General features: G+C 61.2%; 18 protein-coding genes. 6 read left to right on the top strand and 12 right to left on the bottom strand.

Going from position 1 to position 17,532, the window contains the following annotated elements:
* Positions 1–142: 142 nt before the first annotated feature.
* From ACVW0Y_RS16380 to ACVW0Y_RS16355, 6 genes are all read right to left on the bottom strand, one after another.
* Positions 143–880, bottom strand: coding sequence for a hypothetical protein (locus ACVW0Y_RS16380; RefSeq protein ID WP_457439533.1), 738 nt, complete (start codon positions 878–880; stop codon positions 143–145).
* 27 nt (positions 881–907) lie between these two features.
* Positions 908–1,288: a RidA family protein gene (locus ACVW0Y_RS16375; RefSeq protein ID WP_108095077.1), complete on the bottom strand. Its 381-nt coding sequence runs from the start codon at positions 1,286–1,288 to the stop codon at positions 908–910.
* Positions 1,289–1,349: 61 nt separating this feature from the next.
* Positions 1,350–3,458 (bottom strand): bifunctional GTP diphosphokinase/guanosine-3',5'-bis pyrophosphate 3'-pyrophosphohydrolase, encoded by a 2,109-nt coding sequence (spoT, locus tag ACVW0Y_RS16370; protein WP_457439531.1) that lies wholly within the window; start codon positions 3,456–3,458, stop codon positions 1,350–1,352.
* A gap of 57 nt (positions 3,459–3,515) precedes the next feature.
* Positions 3,516–3,779, bottom strand: coding sequence for a DNA-directed RNA polymerase subunit omega (gene rpoZ, locus ACVW0Y_RS16365; protein ID WP_108095075.1), 264 nt, complete (start codon positions 3,777–3,779; stop codon positions 3,516–3,518).
* Between the two features lie 138 nt (positions 3,780–3,917).
* Positions 3,918–4,538: a guanylate kinase gene (gene gmk / locus ACVW0Y_RS16360; protein WP_457439529.1), complete on the bottom strand. Its 621-nt coding sequence runs from the start codon at positions 4,536–4,538 to the stop codon at positions 3,918–3,920.
* A gap of 13 nt (positions 4,539–4,551) precedes the next feature.
* Positions 4,552–5,415 (bottom strand): YicC/YloC family endoribonuclease, encoded by an 864-nt coding sequence (locus tag ACVW0Y_RS16355; RefSeq protein WP_457439528.1) that lies wholly within the window; start codon positions 5,413–5,415, stop codon positions 4,552–4,554.
* A 197-nt stretch (positions 5,416–5,612) separates the two neighbouring features.
* Between ACVW0Y_RS16355 and rph the strand changes: the two genes are divergently transcribed.
* On the top strand, positions 5,613–6,335 hold the full coding sequence (gene rph / locus ACVW0Y_RS16350; protein WP_108095072.1) for a ribonuclease PH: 723 nt from the start codon (positions 5,613–5,615) through the stop codon (positions 6,333–6,335).
* Between the two features lie 140 nt (positions 6,336–6,475).
* On the opposite strand, the gene ACVW0Y_RS16345 is transcribed toward rph, so the two are convergent.
* Entirely contained in the window at positions 6,476–7,255 is a 780-nt protein-coding gene (locus ACVW0Y_RS16345) for an exodeoxyribonuclease III (RefSeq protein ID WP_108095071.1), read from the bottom strand.
* A 92-nt stretch (positions 7,256–7,347) separates the two neighbouring features.
* Between ACVW0Y_RS16345 and pyrE the strand changes: the two genes are divergently transcribed.
* Entirely contained in the window at positions 7,348–7,989 is a 642-nt protein-coding gene (gene pyrE / locus ACVW0Y_RS16340) for an orotate phosphoribosyltransferase (RefSeq protein WP_457439525.1), read from the top strand.
* A gap of 28 nt (positions 7,990–8,017) precedes the next feature.
* Positions 8,018–8,623 carry a DUF4124 domain-containing protein gene (locus ACVW0Y_RS16335; RefSeq protein ID WP_457439523.1) on the top strand — a complete coding sequence of 202 codons (606 nt, stop codon included), beginning with the start codon at positions 8,018–8,020 and terminating at the stop codon, positions 8,621–8,623.
* A gap of 66 nt (positions 8,624–8,689) precedes the next feature.
* Here ACVW0Y_RS16335 and argB read toward each other — a convergent pair whose 3' ends face one another.
* The 4 genes from argB to coaBC form a co-directional block, all read right to left on the bottom strand.
* The gene (argB, locus tag ACVW0Y_RS16330; RefSeq protein ID WP_108095068.1) at positions 8,690–9,595 is read right to left on the bottom strand and encodes an acetylglutamate kinase; all 906 of its coding nucleotides are present in this window, start codon (positions 9,593–9,595) and stop codon (positions 8,690–8,692) included.
* Between the two features lie 54 nt (positions 9,596–9,649).
* Positions 9,650–11,047, bottom strand: a complete 1,398-nt coding sequence (gene algC / locus ACVW0Y_RS16325) for a phosphomannomutase/phosphoglucomutase (protein ID WP_457439545.1) — start codon at positions 11,045–11,047, stop codon at positions 9,650–9,652.
* Between the two features lie 1,270 nt (positions 11,048–12,317).
* A complete protein-coding gene (gene dut / locus ACVW0Y_RS16320) occupies positions 12,318–12,773 on the bottom strand; it encodes a dUTP diphosphatase (RefSeq protein WP_457439521.1) in 456 nt (151 codons plus the stop codon).
* A gap of 30 nt (positions 12,774–12,803) precedes the next feature.
* The gene (gene coaBC, locus ACVW0Y_RS16315; protein WP_457439519.1) at positions 12,804–14,012 is read right to left on the bottom strand and encodes a bifunctional phosphopantothenoylcysteine decarboxylase/phosphopantothenate--cysteine ligase CoaBC; all 1,209 of its coding nucleotides are present in this window, start codon (positions 14,010–14,012) and stop codon (positions 12,804–12,806) included.
* Between the two features lie 132 nt (positions 14,013–14,144).
* Here coaBC and radC point away from each other — a divergent pair, with 132 nt between their 5' ends.
* Positions 14,145–14,819, top strand: coding sequence for a RadC family protein (radC, locus tag ACVW0Y_RS16310; protein ID WP_457439517.1), 675 nt, complete (start codon positions 14,145–14,147; stop codon positions 14,817–14,819).
* A gap of 57 nt (positions 14,820–14,876) precedes the next feature.
* On the opposite strand, the gene ACVW0Y_RS16305 is transcribed toward radC, so the two are convergent.
* On the bottom strand, positions 14,877–16,463 hold the full coding sequence (locus ACVW0Y_RS16305; protein ID WP_457439515.1) for an ABC transporter substrate-binding protein: 1,587 nt from the start codon (positions 16,461–16,463) through the stop codon (positions 14,877–14,879).
* A 378-nt stretch (positions 16,464–16,841) separates the two neighbouring features.
* Between ACVW0Y_RS16305 and rpmB the strand changes: the two genes are divergently transcribed.
* Both rpmB and rpmG read left to right on the top strand, forming a co-directional pair.
* Positions 16,842–17,078: a 50S ribosomal protein L28 gene (rpmB, locus tag ACVW0Y_RS16300; protein ID WP_084303647.1), complete on the top strand. Its 237-nt coding sequence runs from the start codon at positions 16,842–16,844 to the stop codon at positions 17,076–17,078.
* 11 nt (positions 17,079–17,089) lie between these two features.
* Positions 17,090–17,245 carry a 50S ribosomal protein L33 gene (rpmG, locus tag ACVW0Y_RS16295; RefSeq protein ID WP_108095062.1) on the top strand — a complete coding sequence of 52 codons (156 nt, stop codon included), beginning with the start codon at positions 17,090–17,092 and terminating at the stop codon, positions 17,243–17,245.
* Positions 17,246–17,532: the final 287 nt, after the last annotated feature.

Genomic DNA, 17,532 nt, shown 5'->3' with positions numbered 1-17,532 from the left:
GGGGGGGGGGTGTTGGTGTTTGTGTTGGGTGCCTCCGTGTTGGGGGCCGCTAAATCCCCCCCTTTGCCGCGTTTTACCCCGCTATCAATATAAAAGCATCGCGGCTAAAGCCGCTTCTACGGGTTGCTCGATCCGCGCGGGGTCAGTCTTTTTCCAGCACCCAGGTGGTCACGCCAGGCAGGTACTCAGGCATTTCATCTGCCTGCGCCTGGTTCACCGCCTGGAAGATCTCCAGCTGATTGCCGTCGCGTTTGAACAGCCAGACGTTGCCCTTATTGCCCAGTTGTAGCCACAGGCTGTCGTTCTCGCCGCTCATGGCGGCGCAGTCGCCGGCCAGGCACAGGGCGTAGCGATCGGCACCGGGCAGGCCTTCCACCTGGCCATCGGGATGGAACAGCACCAGGCCTTTTACCCCGGGGCCCTTGGTGATTTTCCAGGTGCCGCCGAGGTAGGCCGAGTACAGGGCCTGTTCAAAACTGCTGCCCGGCGGTGCGCCGAGCGGTAGTTTGAGGGTCGAGCGTTGAAAACGTTGCTCCGGGCCGGTCTTGCTTTCGGCCTGGCGCATCAGGTTGTTTTCGACGTTCAGTTGTTCGTGGTAATCGCCATAGAAGTCGACACGCCATTGGCCGTTCGGCTCGCTGGCCAACTGGCCTTCGTCCAGCTCAAAGCCATTGCTGACTTTGGCGGTTTGCCTGGCGGCGTCGATGGTCCACTCCAGATTGGGGCCGTATGCCAGCAACGCCTCCCGCAGATTGCCGCCTTGCGAGGCGGCATCGATGGCGGCCTGGTTTACCCAGATGCCATTCGGGTCTTTGCTTGCGGGGCTGCTGCAGCCGCCGAGTACGGCGCTGATCAGCAGCAGGGCAAGGGCGTTGCGCATGGCGGGCTCCTTCCTTGGAAAGTGCGGTTACTCGATAACCAGAATGGCGTCCATTTCAACCTGGGCACCGCGTGGCAGAGCGGCTACGCCAATGGCGGCACGGGCTGGGTAGGGCTGTTCGAAGTAACGGCCCATCACCTCGTTGACCTTGGCGAAGTGCGAGAGGTCGGTGAGGAAGATGTTCAGTTTGACGATGTCTTTGAACGAGCCGCCAGCCGCTTCGGCCACGGCTTTGAGGTTTTCGAACACCTGCACGGTCTGGGCTTCGAAGCCTTCCACCAGCTCCATGGTTTTCGGGTCCAGAGGGATTTGACCGGACATGTACACGGTGTTGCCCGCTTTGATCGCCTGGGAGTAGGTGCCGATGGCGGCTGGGGCGTGTTCGGAAGTGATGACGCTCTTGCTCATGAAAAAGCTCCTTGAGGTTTTGCCTGGCGCAGCGCGCGCCGGCCGTCGTTACGAAAGGGGGTCAGGCGCGAACGCGGGAAATATGCACCACGCCTATGAGGGCTCGCAGCTTCTTGATCACGCGGGCCAGGTGGACGCGGTCATGCACGCTGACCACCAGCTGAACCACACTGATGCGGCCGTCGCGTTCGTCCATGCTGATTTTTTCGATGTTGCCGTCGGCGGCATTGACGCTGCTGGCCAGCAAGGCGATCAGGCCGCGTTGGTGTTCCAGCTCGATACGCAGTTCGACGTTGAATTCGCCGACCACATCCTTGGCCCAGGACAGCTGGATGCACTTTTCCGGGTTCTGGCGGATATCGCTGATGTTCTTGCAGCTTTCCAGGTGCACCACCATGCCTTTGCCGGCGGACAGATGGCCGACGATGGGGTCGCCCGGGATCGGCGTGCAGCACTTGGCGTAACTCAGCACCAGACCCTCGGTGCCGCGAATCGCCAGCGGCCCTTCGGCGCTCGGCAGCTGTTCGCTTTCGCTGGCCAGCAGGCGGCGGGCGACCACATAGGCCATGCGGTTGCCCAGGCCAATGTCTTCCAACAGGTCTTCGATGACCTCCAGGCGGTACTCGGCGAGTACGCCTTGCACCTGCTCGGCGGGAATCTTCTCGAGGTGGCTGTTGAGGCCAGTCAGCACCTTGTTCAGCAAGCGCTCGCCGAGGCTGATGGATTCCGAACGGCGCTGCAGTTTCAGCGCATGGCGAATATGGGTGCGCGCCTTGCCGGTGACCACGAAGTTGAGCCAGGCCGGGTTGGGTCGGGCACCGGGTGCGGTGACAATTTCCACGGTGGCACCGCTTTGCAGCGGTTCGGACAGCGGTGCCAGGCGGCGGTTGATGCGACAAGCGATACACGAATTGCCGACATCGGTATGCACCGCGTAGGCGAAATCGACGGCCGTGGAGCCCTTGGGCATCTCCATGATCCGGCCTTTGGGGGTGAAGACGTAGACCTCGTCGGGGAACAGGTCGATCTTCACGCTCTCGATGAATTCCAGCGAGTTGCCGGCCCGTTGCTGCATTTCCAGCACGCCTTTGACCCACTGGCGGGCGCGGGCGTGGGTACCTTTGGGCTGGTCTTCGTCGTTGGATTTGTACAGCCAATGGGCGGCGATGCCGTTGTTGGCCATCTCTTCCATTTCGCGGGTACGAATCTGGATTTCAATCGGAACGCCGTGCATGCCGAACAAGGTGGTGTGCAGGGACTGGTAGCCGTTGGCCTTGGGAATCGCGATGTAGTCTTTGAAGCGGCCCGGTAAGGGTTTGTACAGGTTGTGCACGGCACCGAGCACGCGATAGCAGGTGTCGACTTTGTCGACGATGATGCGGAAGGCGTAAACGTCCATGATCTCGTTGAACGCTCGGCGCTTGCCACGCATCTTCTGGTAGATGCCGTACAGGTGTTTTTCGCGACCGACCACTTCGCCTTCCATGCCTTCGCGGTTGAGGCAATGGGTCAGCGACTCTTCGATCTTGTTGACGATTTCCTTGCGATTGCCACGGGCGCGCTTCACAGCCTGGCGGATGCGCTCGGAACGCATCGGGTGCATGGCCTTGAAGCCAAGCTCTTCGAATTCCACGCGCATGCTGTGCATGCCCAGCCGGTTGGCGATGGGGGCGTAGATTTCCAGGGTTTCCTTGGCGATCCGCCGGCGTTTTTCGCCGGCCAGCACTTCCAGGGTGCGCATGTTGTGCAGGCGATCAGCGAGCTTGACCAGAATCACGCGGATATCGCGGGCCATGGCCATGGCCATTTTCTGGAAGTTTTCCGCCTGGGCTTCGGCTTTGGTTTCGAAGTTCATCTGGGTCAGCTTGCTGACCCCGTCCACCAGTTCGGCGACGGTTTCACCAAATTGCGCGGTAAGCGCTTCTTTGGCGATGCCGGTGTCTTCGATGACGTCATGCAGCATCGCAGCCATCAGGCTCTGATGGTCCATGTGCATGTCGGCGAGAATATTGGCCACCGCGAGCGGGTGGGTTACGTAGGCTTCACCGCTGCGGCGGCGTTGGCCGTCGTGGGCTTGCTCTGCGTAGAAGTAGGCGCGGCGAACCAGGTTGACCTGTTCGCCGCCCAGGTAGGTCGAGAGTCTTTCGGCGAAGGCGTCTATGCTCGGCATGGGTTGACCCCCTGCCAAACGTGTTCGCGTGCCTTGGGACTTCGACCGGGCATAGGCTTAGAGGGCCTCGTTGGCCTCTTCCTCGAATGTGGCAAACAGTGGTTCTTCGTCGACGATCTCTTCTTCAGCGATCACCGCGTAGTCGATCAGGCCGGCGGCGATTTCGCGCAGGGCAACTACGGTTGGTTTGTCGTTTTCCCACGCTACTTTCGGCTCTTTGCCGCCGGTGGCGAGTTGGCGGGAGCGCTTGGTAGCGAGCATGACCAGCTCGAAGCGGTTATCGACGTTGTCCAGGCAGTCTTCAACGGTAACGCGGGCCATGGTATTCCTCGTAGCGACGTATAGATAAGAGCGAAAAACTTTAGCCCAGGTGGGCGAACGAACTGTGCAGTCTAAAAAATAACCAGCCGTTAGGGAAGCGCAGATTTTCACGCGCCGCCTGACGGCTGCTTTTTACGCCTAGGCAAGCAGCTCGGTCAGCAGCGTGCTGTGACGTTGCTGCTGCACGTTTTGACGCAGATTGTTGGCGCGGAAGATGGCTTTCAGGTCTTCCAGGGCCGCAGCGAAATCGTCGTTGATCACCAGATGATCGTATTCAACGTAGTGGCTCATCTCGCTGACCGCTTCACGCATGCGCGTGTCGATGATCTCTTCGCTGTCCTGGCCGCGGTTGTTCAAACGCTGGCGCAGGGCTTCCTGGCTGGGCGGCAGGATAAAGATCGAGCGCGCTTCGGGTAGCAGGCGGCGCACTTGCTGGGCACCCTGCCAATCGATTTCCAGAATCAGATCGAAGCCTTCCGCGAGGGTTTTTTCCAGCCAGCGCTGAGACGTGCCGTAGAGATTGCCGAACACCTCGGCATGCTCAAGGAAGTCATTGTGCTCAAGCATTTGCAGAAAGCTTTCGCGGCTGACGAAGTGGTAATTCAGCCCGTCGGTTTCGCCCGGGCGCATGGCGCGAGTGGTGTGCGAAACCGAAACGCGAATCTGCGGCTGGGCTTCAACCAGCGCGTTGACCAGACTGGTCTTGCCCGCGCCGGAGGGCGCGGAAATGATGTAGAGGGTGCCTTTGGTGGCGTGCATGAGGGGGTCCGCCTTACTCGATGTTCTGTACTTGTTCGCGCATTTGTTCGATCAGCACCTTGAGGTTTACTGCCGCCTGCGTGCTGCGCGTGTCGAAGGCCTTGGAGCCCAGGGTGTTGGCTTCGCGATTGAGTTCCTGCATAAGGAAATCCAGACGCCGCCCGGCCGCTCCGCCGGCTTTGAGCACGCGGCGTACTTCGCTGACGTGGGTGACCAGGCGATCCAGCTCTTCGGCCACATCGCTCTTCTGGGCGAGCAGCACCAGCTCCTGTTCCAGGCGGTGGGGGTCGAGTTCCGCCTGCATTTCGGCGGTGCGGTCGAGAATGCGCTGGCGCTGGCCGGCGAGCATCTGTGGCACCAGTTCACGCAGGGCGGCGACTTCGTCGCCAATGTTGTCGAGGCGGTCGCTAAGCAATTTGGCCAGCTCGGCACCTTCGCGGCCACGACCGGCTTTGAGTTCGCTCAGCGCCTCGTTGAACAGGGCCAGCGCGGCGCTGTTCAGAGCTTGCGGGTCGGCGGCGTCGGCCACCAATACGCCGGGCCAGGCGAGTACTTCCAAGGGATTCAGCGGCGCGGGGGAACTGATCAGGCTGGCCACGCTTTCGGCGGCGGCCACCAGTTGCGCGGCGCGATCGCGGTCAACCTGCAGCGGTTTGCCCGCGGTTTCTTCGGTATAGCGCAGGGTGCATTCCACCTTGCCCCGCGACAGGCCCTGGCGCAGCGCGTCACGCACGCCGCCTTCGAGGTCGCGGAACGACTCCGGCAGACGCAGATGCGGTTCCAGGTAGCGGTGGTTGACCGAGCGCAGTTCCCAGCTCAGCGTGCCGTTGGCAGTGGCCCGCTCGACGCGGGCGAAGGCGGTCATGCTGTGCACCATGGGAAGGACCTCGCGAAAATATGACGGTACGAAAGCGTCCGTGTGAAAACTGCCGCGCGGTTAAGCGGCACTTTCACACGGCCTATAAAGGCGCAGGATTGTAGCGCAGTGCGCGGTTAGCTCCCAATTTGGCGTGTGAGCGGCGCGCAGCCCCCCTATAATGCCGAGCAGTTTTCCGTCCCGAATAGGTATCCCTGATGAAACGTCCGAGTGGCCGTGCCGCTGATCAGCTGCGCTCGATCCGCATCACCCGTAACTACACCAAGCACGCCGAGGGTTCGGTACTGGTGGAGTTCGGTGACACCAAAGTGATCTGCACAGTCAGTGTGGAGAATGGCGTACCGCGTTTCCTTAAAGGTCAGGGCCAGGGTTGGCTGACTGCCGAGTACGGCATGCTGCCGCGCGCCACCGGCGACCGTAACCAGCGCGAAGCCAGCCGTGGCAAGCAAGGCGGGCGCACCCTGGAAATCCAGCGTCTGATCGGCCGTTCGCTGCGCGCGGCGCTGGATATGTCCAAGCTTGGTGAAGTGACTCTGTACGTCGACTGCGACGTGATCCAGGCCGACGGCGGAACCCGCACTGCTTCGATTACCGGTGCCATGGTGGCCGTTATTGATGCGCTGAAAGTGATCAAGAAGCGCGGCGGCCTGAAAGGTGGCGACCCGCTCAAGCAAATGATCGCTGCTGTGTCGGTTGGCATGTACCAGGGCGAGCCGGTACTGGATCTCGACTATTTGGAGGATTCCGCCGCCGAGACCGATCTCAACGTAGTGATGACCAGCCAGGGCGGGTTTATCGAAGTTCAGGGTACTGCCGAAGGCGCGCCGTTCCAGCCGGAAGATTTGAACGCCATGCTGGCGCTAGCGCAGAAAGGCATGACCGATCTGTTCGAGCTGCAACGCGCCGCATTGGCCGAATAAGCCCGAGCGCGGCCCGACAGGCGCAAAGCTGACAAGGTTTTGTCACTTTGCGTCACTCTTGGGCGCTCTGAGTCGCTCTCGCAGACGCAAAAAAGCCGGCTGATGCCGGCTTTTTTGTTCGCGCCAGATAGTGGATTGGCTTAGACGCTGAGCGTCCAGTCGTAATCCACGATCAGCGCCGCATGTTGCGAGAAGCGTGGCTGGCGCGGCAAGCGGGCACCGCGAACAAACCGGCGCAGACCTGTGGTCAGCAACTGGTAGTCGTAGCGATAGCCCAGGTTGAGCATCTCGGCTTGTTCGCTATTGGGCCACCAGCTGAACTGATCACCTTCGCGATTCACTTCCCGCAGCGCGTCGACGTACCCCATGGTGCCGACGATCTCGTCCATCCAGGCCCGCTCCGGTGCCAGGAAACCCGGCTCCTGTTGGCAGTCTCGCCAGTTCTTCACATCCAGCTTCTGGTGCGCCACATACAGCGAGCCACAATAAATGTACTCGCGGCGTTTGCGCCGTTGCTTGTCCAGGTACTGGGCGAAATCGTCCATGAACTTGAATTTCTGATTCAAGTTCTCGTCACCGTTCTGCCCCGTTGGCAACAGAAGCGTGGCGATGCTTACTTTGTCGAAATCGGCCTGCAGATAGCGCCCGTAGCGATCAGCCGTCTCGAAACCGAGCCCACTGATCACCGCCTTGGGTTGCAATCGCGAATACAGCGCCACACCACCTTGGTCTGGCACTTCTGCGTCGCTGGCATAGAGGAAATAGCCATCCAGTTGGAGGGCTGGGTCGTCCAGTTCAAAGGCGGAGGCACGGGTGTCTTGCAGGCAGATGACGTCGGCATTCTGCGCTTGCAGCCAACTGAGCAAACCTCGCTCGACTGCCGCCTGAATACCATTCACGTTCACACTGATGATCCGCATAAATGGCCCCCAAAAACACGTGCGTGTATGATACCCGAGCTCATCCTTATTAGCTAAACCCACAGCTAAATCCGTGTGTTTCGGGGCTTTTTATGCAGGCGTACCAGCGCGAGTTCATTCGTTTTGCCATCGAGCGCGGGGTCCTGCGCTTTGGTGAGTTCACTCTCAAGTCGGGGCGTACCAGCCCTTATTTCTTCAATGCAGGCCTGTTCAACAGCGGTTCTGCGTTGGCTCAGCTCGGGCGTTTCTACGCCGAGGCGGTGGTGTCCAGCGGTATCGATTTCGATGTGTTGTTCGGCCCCGCCTACAAAGGCATTCCTCTGGCGGCGACCACGGCGGTGGCCCTGGCTGAGCACCATCAGCGCGATTTGCCCTGGTGTTTCAACCGCAAGGAGGCCAAGGATCACGGCGAAGGCGGCACCTTGGTCGGCGCGCCACTGGCCGGCAATGTGCTGATCATTGATGACGTAATTACCGCTGGCACCGCCATTCGTGAGGTCATGCAGATCATTAATGGGCAAAGTGCCACTGCAGCTGGCGTGCTGATTGCATTGAATCGCCAGGAGCGCGGTAAAGGCGAGCTGTCGGCCATTCAGGAAGTCGAACGTGATTTCGGTATTCCGGTGATCAGCATCGTGTCCTTGGAGCAAGTACTGGAATACTTGGCCGAAGATGCTGAACTGAAGAAATACCTGCCAGCAGTCCAGGCGTACCGCGCGCAATACGGAATTTAAGTCTCAACCACGACAGGGTGTTGTTTGCATGCTCAGACCGGACGTAACTCGTTTCACGTTGATCTTCAGCATGTTGCTGTGCGCAGCGGCTTCGGCTGCCGATAGTTCGGTTCGTTTCTACCGTTACGTGGATGCCAAGGGTGTTACTGTTCTGGACCGCCAGGGCGTGCCGCCGGACCTGATTTCCAAAGGCTACGAGGTCCTCAACGACCAAGGCCGTGTGGTTCAGGTGGTTGCCCCCGCCCCGAGTCTGGAAGAGCGTCAGCGCGCGCTGGCAGACAAAGCGCGCGCCAGTTCCGACGCACAATTGCTGCGGCTGTACTCGACCCCCGAAGACGTCGATCGCGCCAAAGCGCGCAAGTTGGCGGAGCTGGACGGGGTGATCACCGTGGCCCGCGGCAACCTGGCATCTTTGCGTACCCAGCAGGCCAACCTGCAAAGCCAGGCGGCCGATCTGGAGCGTGCGGGCAAGCAGGTGCCGGATCATCTGGTCGCGCAGATCGAGAACATCAAGGCTGAGCAGGTGGGCCTGGAGGCGGATATCAAGCGCTACCTGGATGGCCGCACTCAGGCCGAAGCCAGCTTCGATGCAGACCGCGCGCGCCTGCAGGCGCTGTTAGGTCCGAAGCAATAGGTTTAGCACTGCAAGGAAAAGCCCCGGCGAGTGACCTCGTCGGGGCTTTTTTGTACCCGCTGGCGCTTAGTGGTGCTTGCGGTTGCAGATCAGCGTACCGACGCCGCTATCAGTGAAAATTTCCAGCAGCACCGCATTGGGTACCCGACCATCGATGATATGCGCGCTGATCACGCCGCACTGCACTGCCTCAAGGGCGCAACGGATCTTCGGCAGCATGCCGCCGTAGATGGTGCCATCGGCGATCAAGGCGTCGACTTGGGCGGTGGAAAGACCGGTCAAGACGTTGCCTTCCTTGTCCATCAGGCCGGCAATGTTGGTCAGCAGCATCAGCTTTTCAGCTTTCAGTGCTTCGGCCACTTTGCCCGCCACCAGGTCGGCGTTGATGTTGTATGACTCGCCGTTGGCACCGACACCGATAGGTGCGATCACCGGAATGAAGTCGCCCTTTACCAGCATGTTGAGCAGGTCGGTGTTCACCCCAACCACTTCGCCCACATGGCCGATATCGATAATTTCCGGTTGGGTCATTTCCGGGGTTTGCCGGGTAACAGTGAGCTTTTTCGCGCGAATCAGCTCGGCATCTTTACCGGTCAGGCCGATGGCGCTGCCGCCATGGCGGTTGATCAGGTTGACGATGTCCTTGTTCACCTGGCCACCAAGCACCATCTCCACCACATCCATGGTCGCCGCGTCGGTCACCCGCATGCCGTCGATGAAGTGGCTTTCGATCGACAGACGCTTTAGCAGATCACCGATCTGCGGACCGCCACCGTGGACAACCACCGGGTTGATACCCACGGCTTTCATCAACACGATATCGCGGGCGAAACCGGTTTTCAGCTCGTCGCTTTCCATGGCGTTGCCGCCGTACTTGATAACCAGGGTCTTGCCGACAAAACGTCGAATGTAGGGCAAGGCCTCGGAAAGAACCTTGGCAACATTGGTGGCGGCATCGCGTTCGAGGGTCATGCGGGGCTCCAGCAAAACGGCGTAGCCGGCCACGAGGGCCGGCTATACAGGCGGTCAGAAAGGCAGGTTGAGGTCTGGTGCGGCGGTGTACAGCTGGGCGCGGAACAGCTCTTTGATGCGTTCCAGCTCCTCAACGGTGTCGGCTTCGAAGCGCAGCACCAGCACCGGAGTGGTGTTGGAGGCGCGAACCAGGCCCCAGCCCTTCGGATAATCGACGCGCACGCCGTCCAGGGTGGTGACGCTGCCTTCGCCCCAGTGACCATCACGCTGCAGGGCGGTGATAATGCCGAACTTGTTTTCGTCGGTCACGGTGATGTTGATTTCCGGGGTCGACACATCGCTTGGGAAGGCGGAGAACACATGTTCGGCGTCGCGCTTGTCCTGGCTGAGGATTTCCAGCAGGCGGGCAGCGCTGTAGATGCCGTCGTCGAAGCCGAACCAGCGCTCTTTGAAGAAGATATGGCCGCTCATTTCGCCGGCCAGCAGGGCACCGGTCTGCTTCATTTTCTTCTTGATCAGCGAGTGACCGGTTTTCCACATGACCGGACGGCCACCGTAGCCGCTGATCAGCGCGCCGAGGCGGCGGGTGCATTTGACGTCGAAGATCACATCGGCGCCCGGGTTGCGGGAAACCACGTCTTTGGCGAACAGCATCATCAAACGGTCTGGGTAAACGATGGTGCCTTTGTTGGTCACCACGCCCACGCGGTCGCCGTCGCCGTCGAAGGCCAGGCCGAGGTCGGCGTTGGTTTCTTTCACCTTGGCGATCAGGTCCACCAGGTTTTCTGGCTTGCCCGGATCGGGGTGGTGGTTGGGGAAGTTGCCGTCGACGTCGCAGAACAACGGAATCACGCTGCAACCCAGGGCTTCGATCAGTTGCGGAGCGATGACGCCGGCGGCACCGTTGCCGCAGTCCACCACTACGCGCAGCGGTTTGGCCAGGGCGATGTCGTCACGAATCTGTTTGAAGTAACGCGGCAGAATTTCCACTTGCTCAACGCTGCCTGGGCCGCTGCTGAGGTCATTGGTTTCGATGCGCTGACGCAGGGCTTGGATCTGCTCGTTGGCCAGGGTGTCGCCGGCGACCACGATCTTGAAGCCGTTGTAGTCCGGCGGGTTATGGCTGCCGGTGAGCATTACGCCGGTTTTGCCGGCCAGAACGTTGGCGGCGTAGTACAGCGCCGGGGTCGGCACCAGGCCGATGTCGCTGACGGCGCAGCCGGCTTCCACCAGGCCTTGAATGAGCGATTGCACCAGTTCGGGGCCGGACAGACGGCCGTCGCGGCCAACCGAAACATTGGGCTCGCCAGCGGCGAGGCTTTCGGCACCCACTGCGCGGCCGACCCAATAGGCGGTTTCAGAAGTCAGGGTGTCGCCAACTACGCCGCGAATGTCATAGGCGCGGAAAATGCTGGCGGGCAAGTTGGGTGCGGTGTGCGGCACGTTGCTCATAGCGGGGGCTTGCTCCAATCCCAGGAGATCCTGGTCTTCGTCGAGGATGTCGATATCGAGAATATCGGTTTCTTGAAAGAGAGGGTTCACAAGCGTGGCAGGCTCTACGGCGGCAGGTGCTGCCACTTTCGTGCCATTGCTACTGCTGCCAGTCGCATTGGTCTCTTCTACGGATGCTGATGCGCTTTGCCGGCGAGGCATTCGCGCGAGTTTCTGCGCCAGCGCATTGAGTACGGGCGAGCGCAGGCTGAAGGCTTTGACGCTTTTGCCGGCAGAGAGTTCTTGGACTAATTGGCTCAGCTGTTCGGCATCTTTGCGCAGCGCGCTTTGCTGGCGGTTATTGAGCAGCATCAGGCCGAGAAGCGCGCCGGAGAGCGCCAGGGCGATCGCCAGCAGCAACGGCAGAGTAGATACCGGCGGCATCGACAGATCCGGGCCTGGCAGGAATTCCAGCTTCCAGTTGGAATTTCCGCTGACGAAGGCCAGCGGCGTGCTGTCGGTGTCCTGGCCGCGCTTGGCGAGGATCTGCGCCGGACTCTGGCCAAACTGCTGCGACAGGCGCAACTGGCCAATGCCGTCGGGCAAGGGCGGCAGGGCAGACAGCAGGCGCTGCAAATCGATAACCAGCAGCAAAGTGCCTTGCAGCGGTTGGCCATCAGCCAGGCGCAGCGGTGCGGCGCTGTATACCAGCCAGCGTTGGCCGACACGATAGGCTTCCGGTGCCGGGGTCTGGCCACCTTCGACGCGGCGCAGCAGGTCCAGCGCGGCAAAGTTCATTGGCGCGGCGCGGGTAGTGTTCTGGGCGGCCTGGCCCGGCAGGTTGATATAGGCATCGACCACGCCGTCCCAGTAACCCAGATCGCGCTCCTGGGCGGCGATAGCTTCTGCGTCCTGGCTTTGCAGGGCCTGCGCCAGCTGCGGATTGCGCGCGGCGGCGGCGGTATCCGCGCTGAGTTGGCGCAATGCCTGCTGCATCGCCGAGGCCTGGCTGCCGCCCCAGGCATGGGCGAGCTCGCCCTGGGTCTGGCTCTGGGCGCTGGTAAGCAGGGTGAACCAAAGTACGGCAGCCGCGGCGACGAGGCCGACAAAGGCCATGCCCAGGCCGGGCAACAGCGCTTTCAGCAGCGGTTCGGCGTCAGGCTTGGTGGCAGTGGGGTCGCTCACTTGCGGTAAGGTTTCAGCGTCCTTGGCGGTGCGCTTGAAGAGTTTCAATCGGTATCTCCTCTGCGGTGCGTCCTGGCTTGGGTCAATTGGCGTAGGGGCGTGTCGGTCATTGGCTGCCCGAGTGGCCGAAACCGCCCGCGCCGCGTTGGCTCTCATCGAAGTGTTCAACCAACTCGAAACGGGCCTGTACCACCGGCACCAGAACCAGCTGGGCGATGCGCTCGCCGATGGTGATGGTGAAGGGGCTTTGGCCACGGTTCCAGCAGGACACCATCAGCTCGCCCTGGTAATCCGAGTCGATCAGGCCGACCAGGTTCCCCAGCACGATGCCATGCTTATGGCCCAGGCCCGAGCGCGGCAGAATCAGTGCGGCCAGACCGGGGTCGCCAACATAGATAGACAGGCCTGTGGGGATCAGTACGGTCTGCCCGGGTTCCAGTACGCGGTCCTCGGTCAGCATGGCGCGCAGGTCAAGGCCGGCCGAGCCAGGCGTGGCGTATGCGGGCAGGGGGAAATCACGGCCAATCCGCGGGTCGAGAATCTTGGCTTGCAGTGCGTGCATGTCTGGCTCTTTGCAGGTGGTGATTAAGCGTCAGGCGTGGTTCAGGCGTTCGGCGATAAAGGCGATCAGCTGGCGGGCGATCTTGCCCTTGCTGGTCTGCGCCAGGCTGCTTTGCTGCAAGTCGCGATCAATGATGGTGATCGCGTTCTCTTCGCTATTGAAGCCAATGCTGGGGTTGGCCACATCGTTGGCGACGATCAGGTCGAGATTTTTGTCTTTCAGCTTGCGAGCAGCATAGTCGAGCAGTTTTTCCGTTTCGGCGGCGAAGCCGACACTGAAGGGACGATCCTCGCGTTGCGCCAGGGTCGCGAGGATATCCGGGTTGCGCACCATCTGCAGGAGCATGCCTTCACCGGTGGACGGGTCTTTTTTCAATTTGTGCTGTGCCACCACTTCCGGACGGTAATCGGCCACCGCGGCAGCGGCAATCAGCAGGTCGCAGGGCATGGCAGCTTCGCAGGCGGCGAGCATGTCGCGGGCGCTGACCACATCGATGCGGGTGACCCGGTCCGGAGTTGGCAGATGTACCGGGCCGGTGACCAGGGTGACCTTGGCACCCGCTTCGACAGCGGCCTCGGCCAGGGCGAAGCCCATTTTCCCCGAGCTGTGATTGGTGATGTAGCGCACCGGGTCGATGTTTTCCTGGGTCGGCCCGGCTGTGATCAGCACATGGCGGCCGGTCAGGCTTTCGCGCTTGAAGCAGTCGGCGGCCAGCTGCGCCAGATCGTTGGCTTCGAGCATGCGACCGAGGCCGACGTCACCGCAGGCCTGGCTGCCGGAGGCGGGCCCGAACATATGCAGGCCGCGGTTGATCAGTAGTTGGCTGTTGGCCTGGGTGGCCTCGTCGCGCCACATCGCCTGGTTCATGGCCGGTGCCAGGGCTACCGGGGCGTCTGTGGCCAGTACCAGAGTGGTCAGCAGGTCGTTGGCAATGCCCTGGGCCAGGCGCGCCATCAGGTCGGCAGTGGCAGGGGCGATCAGGATCAGGTCAGCCCACTTGGCCAGTTCGATATGGCCCATGGCCGCTTCGGCAGCGGGGTCGAGCAGGTCCATATGCACCGGGTGGCCGGAGAGGGCCTGCAAGGTCAGCGGCGTGATGAACTCGCGACCGCCCTGGGTCATCACCACCCGCACTTCGGCACCATGGTCGCGCAGACGGCGAACCAGTTCGGCGCTCTTGTAAGCGGCAATTCCGCCACCCACGCCAAGGACAATGCGTTTCCGGTACAGCCGCTGCATAGGCCTGCCTTATATGAATATGGAATCCGCCGCGCTCGGCCTCCCCAGGCCGCTCGCCGCGCAAAAAAGTGCGGCTAAGATAGCACAGCGCCCGCCCCGGAACAGCGGGCTGCGCACGACATGGAGGGTTCTATGAGCATTCGGAATTGGCCCGCGGAAGATCGTCCTCGGGAGCGTTTGTTGGAGTATGGCGCGAGCAGTCTGAGCGACGCGCAATTACTGGCAATTTTTCTGCGCACCGGAGTGCCCGGAAAGAGCGCGGTGGACCTGGCTCGGCACTTGCTGGACGAGTTTGGCGGCCTGCGTGCCTTGCTTGAGGCGGACCAGCCGAGCTTCAGCGCGCACCTGGGGTTGGGGCCGGCGAAGTTCGCACAATTGCAGGCAGTGCTGGAGATGTCGCGCCGGCACCTGGCCGAGCGCCTGAGGCGCACCTCGGTACTGGAAAGCCCGGTGGCCGTGCGCGAGTACCTGATGGCCCAGTTGCGGCATGAAGAGCACGAAGTGTTCGGCTGCCTGTTTCTCGATGCCAAGCACCGCGTGCTGGCCTTCGAGGCCATGTTTCACGGCACCATCGACGGTGCCAGTGTCTATCCCCGGCAAGTGGTCAAACGCGCGCTGGCGCATAACGCAGCGGCGCTGATCCTTTGTCACAACCATCCCTCGGGCGTGGCTGAGCCGAGCCAGGCTGATCGCCTGCTTACCCGGCAACTGAAAGACGCCCTGGCTCTGGTGGATATACGGGTGCTGGATCACTTCATCATTGGCGAGGGGGTGCCGTTCTCGATGGCCGAGTACGGCTTGATGTAGGTACAAGCTTACGAGGAGCAAGGCGCAGAACGTTGCTCTCTGCGCCTGCTTCTTACCTCAAGGCTTGAGCGTAACTTTCGAAAAGTCCTGACGGCCAAACGGGCTGACCTGATAGCCCTGTACGTCCTTTCTCGTCAGTGCCGTAGCCGTGGGGTGGGCCAGGGGCAGCCACAGGGCCTGCTGCTGGATCTTCGCCTGCGCCTTGAGATACAGCGCCGTGCGCTTGGCCACCTCGCTGGTGCCTTTGCCGTCGCTGATCAGTTGATCCAGCCCCTTGTCGCAATAGCGGGCGAAGTTGGTGCCCGATTGCACGGCGGCGCAGGAAAACTGAGGGGTGAGGAAGTTGTCCGGGTCGCCGTTATCGCCGGCCCAGCCCATAAACAGAATGTCGTGCTCGCCGGCCTTGGCCCGGCGCACCAGCTCGCCCCACTCGATCACGCGGATTTGCGCGCGAATGCCGATCTTGGCCAGGTCTGCCTGCAGCAGCTGCGCGCCAAGGCTCGGGTTGGGGTTGAGCAGGCTGCCGGTGGGGCGCGTCCAGAGGGTGGTCTCGAAGCCGTCCTTGAGTCCGGCTTTGGCCAGCAGCTCTTTGGCCTGCTGCGGATCATGGGCGTAGCCCGGCAGGTCCTTGGTGTAGCTCCAGGTGTTGGGTGGGTAAGGGCCATTGGCGGCGGTAGCGCTGTTTTCGAACACGGCCTTGAGGTAGTTGTTCTTGTCGAAAGCCAGGTTGATGGCTTGGCGCACCTCGACTTTATCCAGCGGCGGGTGCTGGCTATTAAAGGCTACGAAGGCGGTCATGAACGCCGGGGTGGAGACCACTTGCAGGGCGCTTTCCTGGCTGGCGGCGCTGACATCCATGGGCTTGGGCGACAAGGCGATCTGGCATTCGCCGCGACGCAGCTTCTGCAGGCGCACGTTGGCGTCCGGGGTGATGGCATAGACCAGCGCGTCCACCGCAGGCTTGCCGGCGAAATACTCGGGGTTGGCGGCATAACGCACCACGGCGTCCTTCTGGAAGCGCTTGAACACGAAGGGGCCGGTGCCGATCGGCTGGGCGTTGAGTTTTTCCGGGGTGCCGGCCTTGAGCAACTGGGTGGTGTATTCGGCGGAATAGATAGAAGCGAAGCCCATGCTAAGGGTGGCCAGGAAGGTGGCCTCCGGGTGGCTGAGGGTGAAGCGCAGGTGCTGGGCGTCCGGCGCTTCGACGCTTTTGATCAGGCTGGGCAGCTGCATTGACTGGGCGTGGGGGAAGCCACTCTGGGCCACCTTGTGCCAAGGGTTGGCTGGGTCGAGCATGCGTTGAAAACTGAATAGGGCGTCTTCGGCAGTCAGCTCGCGGCTGGGGGTGAAGTAGTCGGTGTGGTGGAACTTCACGCCTTGGCGCAGTTGGAAGTCGTAGACCAGGCCGTCGTTCGAGACCGTCCAACTCTCCGCCAGGCTCGGTACCAGCTTGCCGCTGGCGGCGTCGAAGTCCACCAGGCGGTTCATCAGCACGTCGGCCGAAGCGTTGGTGGTGGTCAGCGTGTTGTACTGCACCACATCGAACCCTTCCGGGCTGGCTTCGGTGCAAACGCTGAGGGTGGCGGCCTGTAGGCCCGGGCTGAGCAGCGGGACGAGCAACAGAGGTAGGGCGGCGAGGCGCATAGAGACTCCTTGATTGCTCGTCGAAGCGAGCCGACGGCCCATCCACAGGCCCGGGAAGATCGCAAAGGGCCTACCCTAGACCATGGGGCGCGACAGAACAATCAGGTCGGGCTGACGAGCGGTTAATCAACTGATGGCGTCTGTTCAGGCGGTTGCAGGTAGAATGCTCGCCCCCGTTTGGCCCGTGGACTGTAGTTATCCTTGTTGCTCCGGGGGCTTTCTGGTATAAAGCAGCGCTCTTTTCTAGGGGCCCGGTTCCTTCGCTTGTAGGTGTGGCCGGTAAGACCCTGAAGAAACGCGGCGCAGAGCGCCAAATGACTTTGAGTTTAAGCGGCCAACCCATGCCGGGTTGGGCATGTGGTTTTAGAGGGCTGATGTATGTCGAGAGTCTGTCAAGTTACCGGTAAGGGTCCGGTAACCGGGAATAACATTTCCCACGCAAATAACAAAACCCGTCGCCGTTTCCTGCCGAACCTGCAGCATCACCGCTTCTGGGTTGAGTCGGAAAAACGTTTCGTGCGTCTGCGCGTAACCGCCAAAGGCATGCGTATCATCGACAAGCGTGGCATTGATGTCGTGCTGGCCGAAATCCGCAGCCGCGGCGAAAAGGTTTAAGGAGCTAAATCATGCGTGAATTGATCCGTTTGGTGTCGAGCGCCGGTACTGGCCACTTCTACACCACCGACAAGAACAAACGTACTACCCCGGACAAAATCGAAATCAAAAAATTCGATCCAGTTGTTCGCCAGCACGTGATCTACAAAGAAGCCAAAATCAAGTAATTGGTTTTAGCTTCAAAAAGAACCCCGCCTTTGTGCGGGGTTTTTTTTCGCCTAGCGATCGGCTGCGCGTCGGCATTGCTGCGTTAAAAACGCTTTTCCAATGCTCATGGGTACTAGCCCACTGCGCTTGAAAAGCCGCTTTCGCCCGGGCCGTATTGGGCTTGCACTGCTCTAGCTCGCTCGCTCGCTCGCTCGCTCGCTCGATCTCGATTTTGCGACGCGGCTGAAATCGCAAAATCAAAGGCTTCGCGGCTGATCGGAGTGCCGGACCGGCCGCTCCTAAGGAT

The sequence above is a fragment of the Pseudomonas sp. TE3786 genome, from assembly GCF_054057335.1.
The sequence above is the reverse complement of the archived record's forward strand: the minus strand, read 5'-3'. Positions and strand labels throughout refer to the sequence as shown.

What these genes read in the sequence shown, in the direction of transcription:
- ACVW0Y_RS16380 (WP_457439533.1), bottom strand. Translation starts at nt 880, where the DNA reads ATGCGCAACGCCCTTGCCCTGCTGCTGATCAGCGCCGTACTCGGCGGC.
- ACVW0Y_RS16375 (WP_108095077.1), bottom strand. Translation starts at nt 1,288, where the DNA reads ATGAGCAAGAGCGTCATCACTTCCGAACACGCCCCAGCCGCCATCGGC.
- spoT (WP_457439531.1), bottom strand. Translation starts at nt 3,458, where the DNA reads ATGCCGAGCATAGACGCCTTCGCCGAAAGACTCTCGACCTACCTGGGC.
- rpoZ (WP_108095075.1), bottom strand. Translation starts at nt 3,779, where the DNA reads ATGGCCCGCGTTACCGTTGAAGACTGCCTGGACAACGTCGATAACCGC.
- gmk (WP_457439529.1), bottom strand. Translation starts at nt 4,538, where the DNA reads ATGCACGCCACCAAAGGCACCCTCTACATCATTTCCGCGCCCTCCGGC.
- ACVW0Y_RS16355 (WP_457439528.1), bottom strand. Translation starts at nt 5,415, where the DNA reads ATGGTGCACAGCATGACCGCCTTCGCCCGCGTCGAGCGGGCCACTGCC.
- rph (WP_108095072.1), top strand. Translation starts at nt 5,613, where the DNA reads ATGAAACGTCCGAGTGGCCGTGCCGCTGATCAGCTGCGCTCGATCCGC.
- ACVW0Y_RS16345 (WP_108095071.1), bottom strand. Translation starts at nt 7,255, where the DNA reads ATGCGGATCATCAGTGTGAACGTGAATGGTATTCAGGCGGCAGTCGAG.
- pyrE (WP_457439525.1), top strand. Translation starts at nt 7,348, where the DNA reads ATGCAGGCGTACCAGCGCGAGTTCATTCGTTTTGCCATCGAGCGCGGG.
- ACVW0Y_RS16335 (WP_457439523.1), top strand. Translation starts at nt 8,018, where the DNA reads ATGCTCAGACCGGACGTAACTCGTTTCACGTTGATCTTCAGCATGTTG.
- argB (WP_108095068.1), bottom strand. Translation starts at nt 9,595, where the DNA reads ATGACCCTCGAACGCGATGCCGCCACCAATGTTGCCAAGGTTCTTTCC.
- algC (WP_457439545.1), bottom strand. Translation starts at nt 11,047, where the DNA reads ATGAGCAACGTGCCGCACACCGCACCCAACTTGCCCGCCAGCATTTTC.
- dut (WP_457439521.1), bottom strand. Translation starts at nt 12,773, where the DNA reads ATGCACGCACTGCAAGCCAAGATTCTCGACCCGCGGATTGGCCGTGAT.
- coaBC (WP_457439519.1), bottom strand. Translation starts at nt 14,012, where the DNA reads ATGCAGCGGCTGTACCGGAAACGCATTGTCCTTGGCGTGGGTGGCGGA.
- radC (WP_457439517.1), top strand. Translation starts at nt 14,145, where the DNA reads ATGAGCATTCGGAATTGGCCCGCGGAAGATCGTCCTCGGGAGCGTTTG.
- ACVW0Y_RS16305 (WP_457439515.1), bottom strand. Translation starts at nt 16,463, where the DNA reads ATGCGCCTCGCCGCCCTACCTCTGTTGCTCGTCCCGCTGCTCAGCCCG.
- rpmB (WP_084303647.1), top strand. Translation starts at nt 16,842, where the DNA reads ATGTCGAGAGTCTGTCAAGTTACCGGTAAGGGTCCGGTAACCGGGAAT.
- rpmG (WP_108095062.1), top strand. Translation starts at nt 17,090, where the DNA reads ATGCGTGAATTGATCCGTTTGGTGTCGAGCGCCGGTACTGGCCACTTC.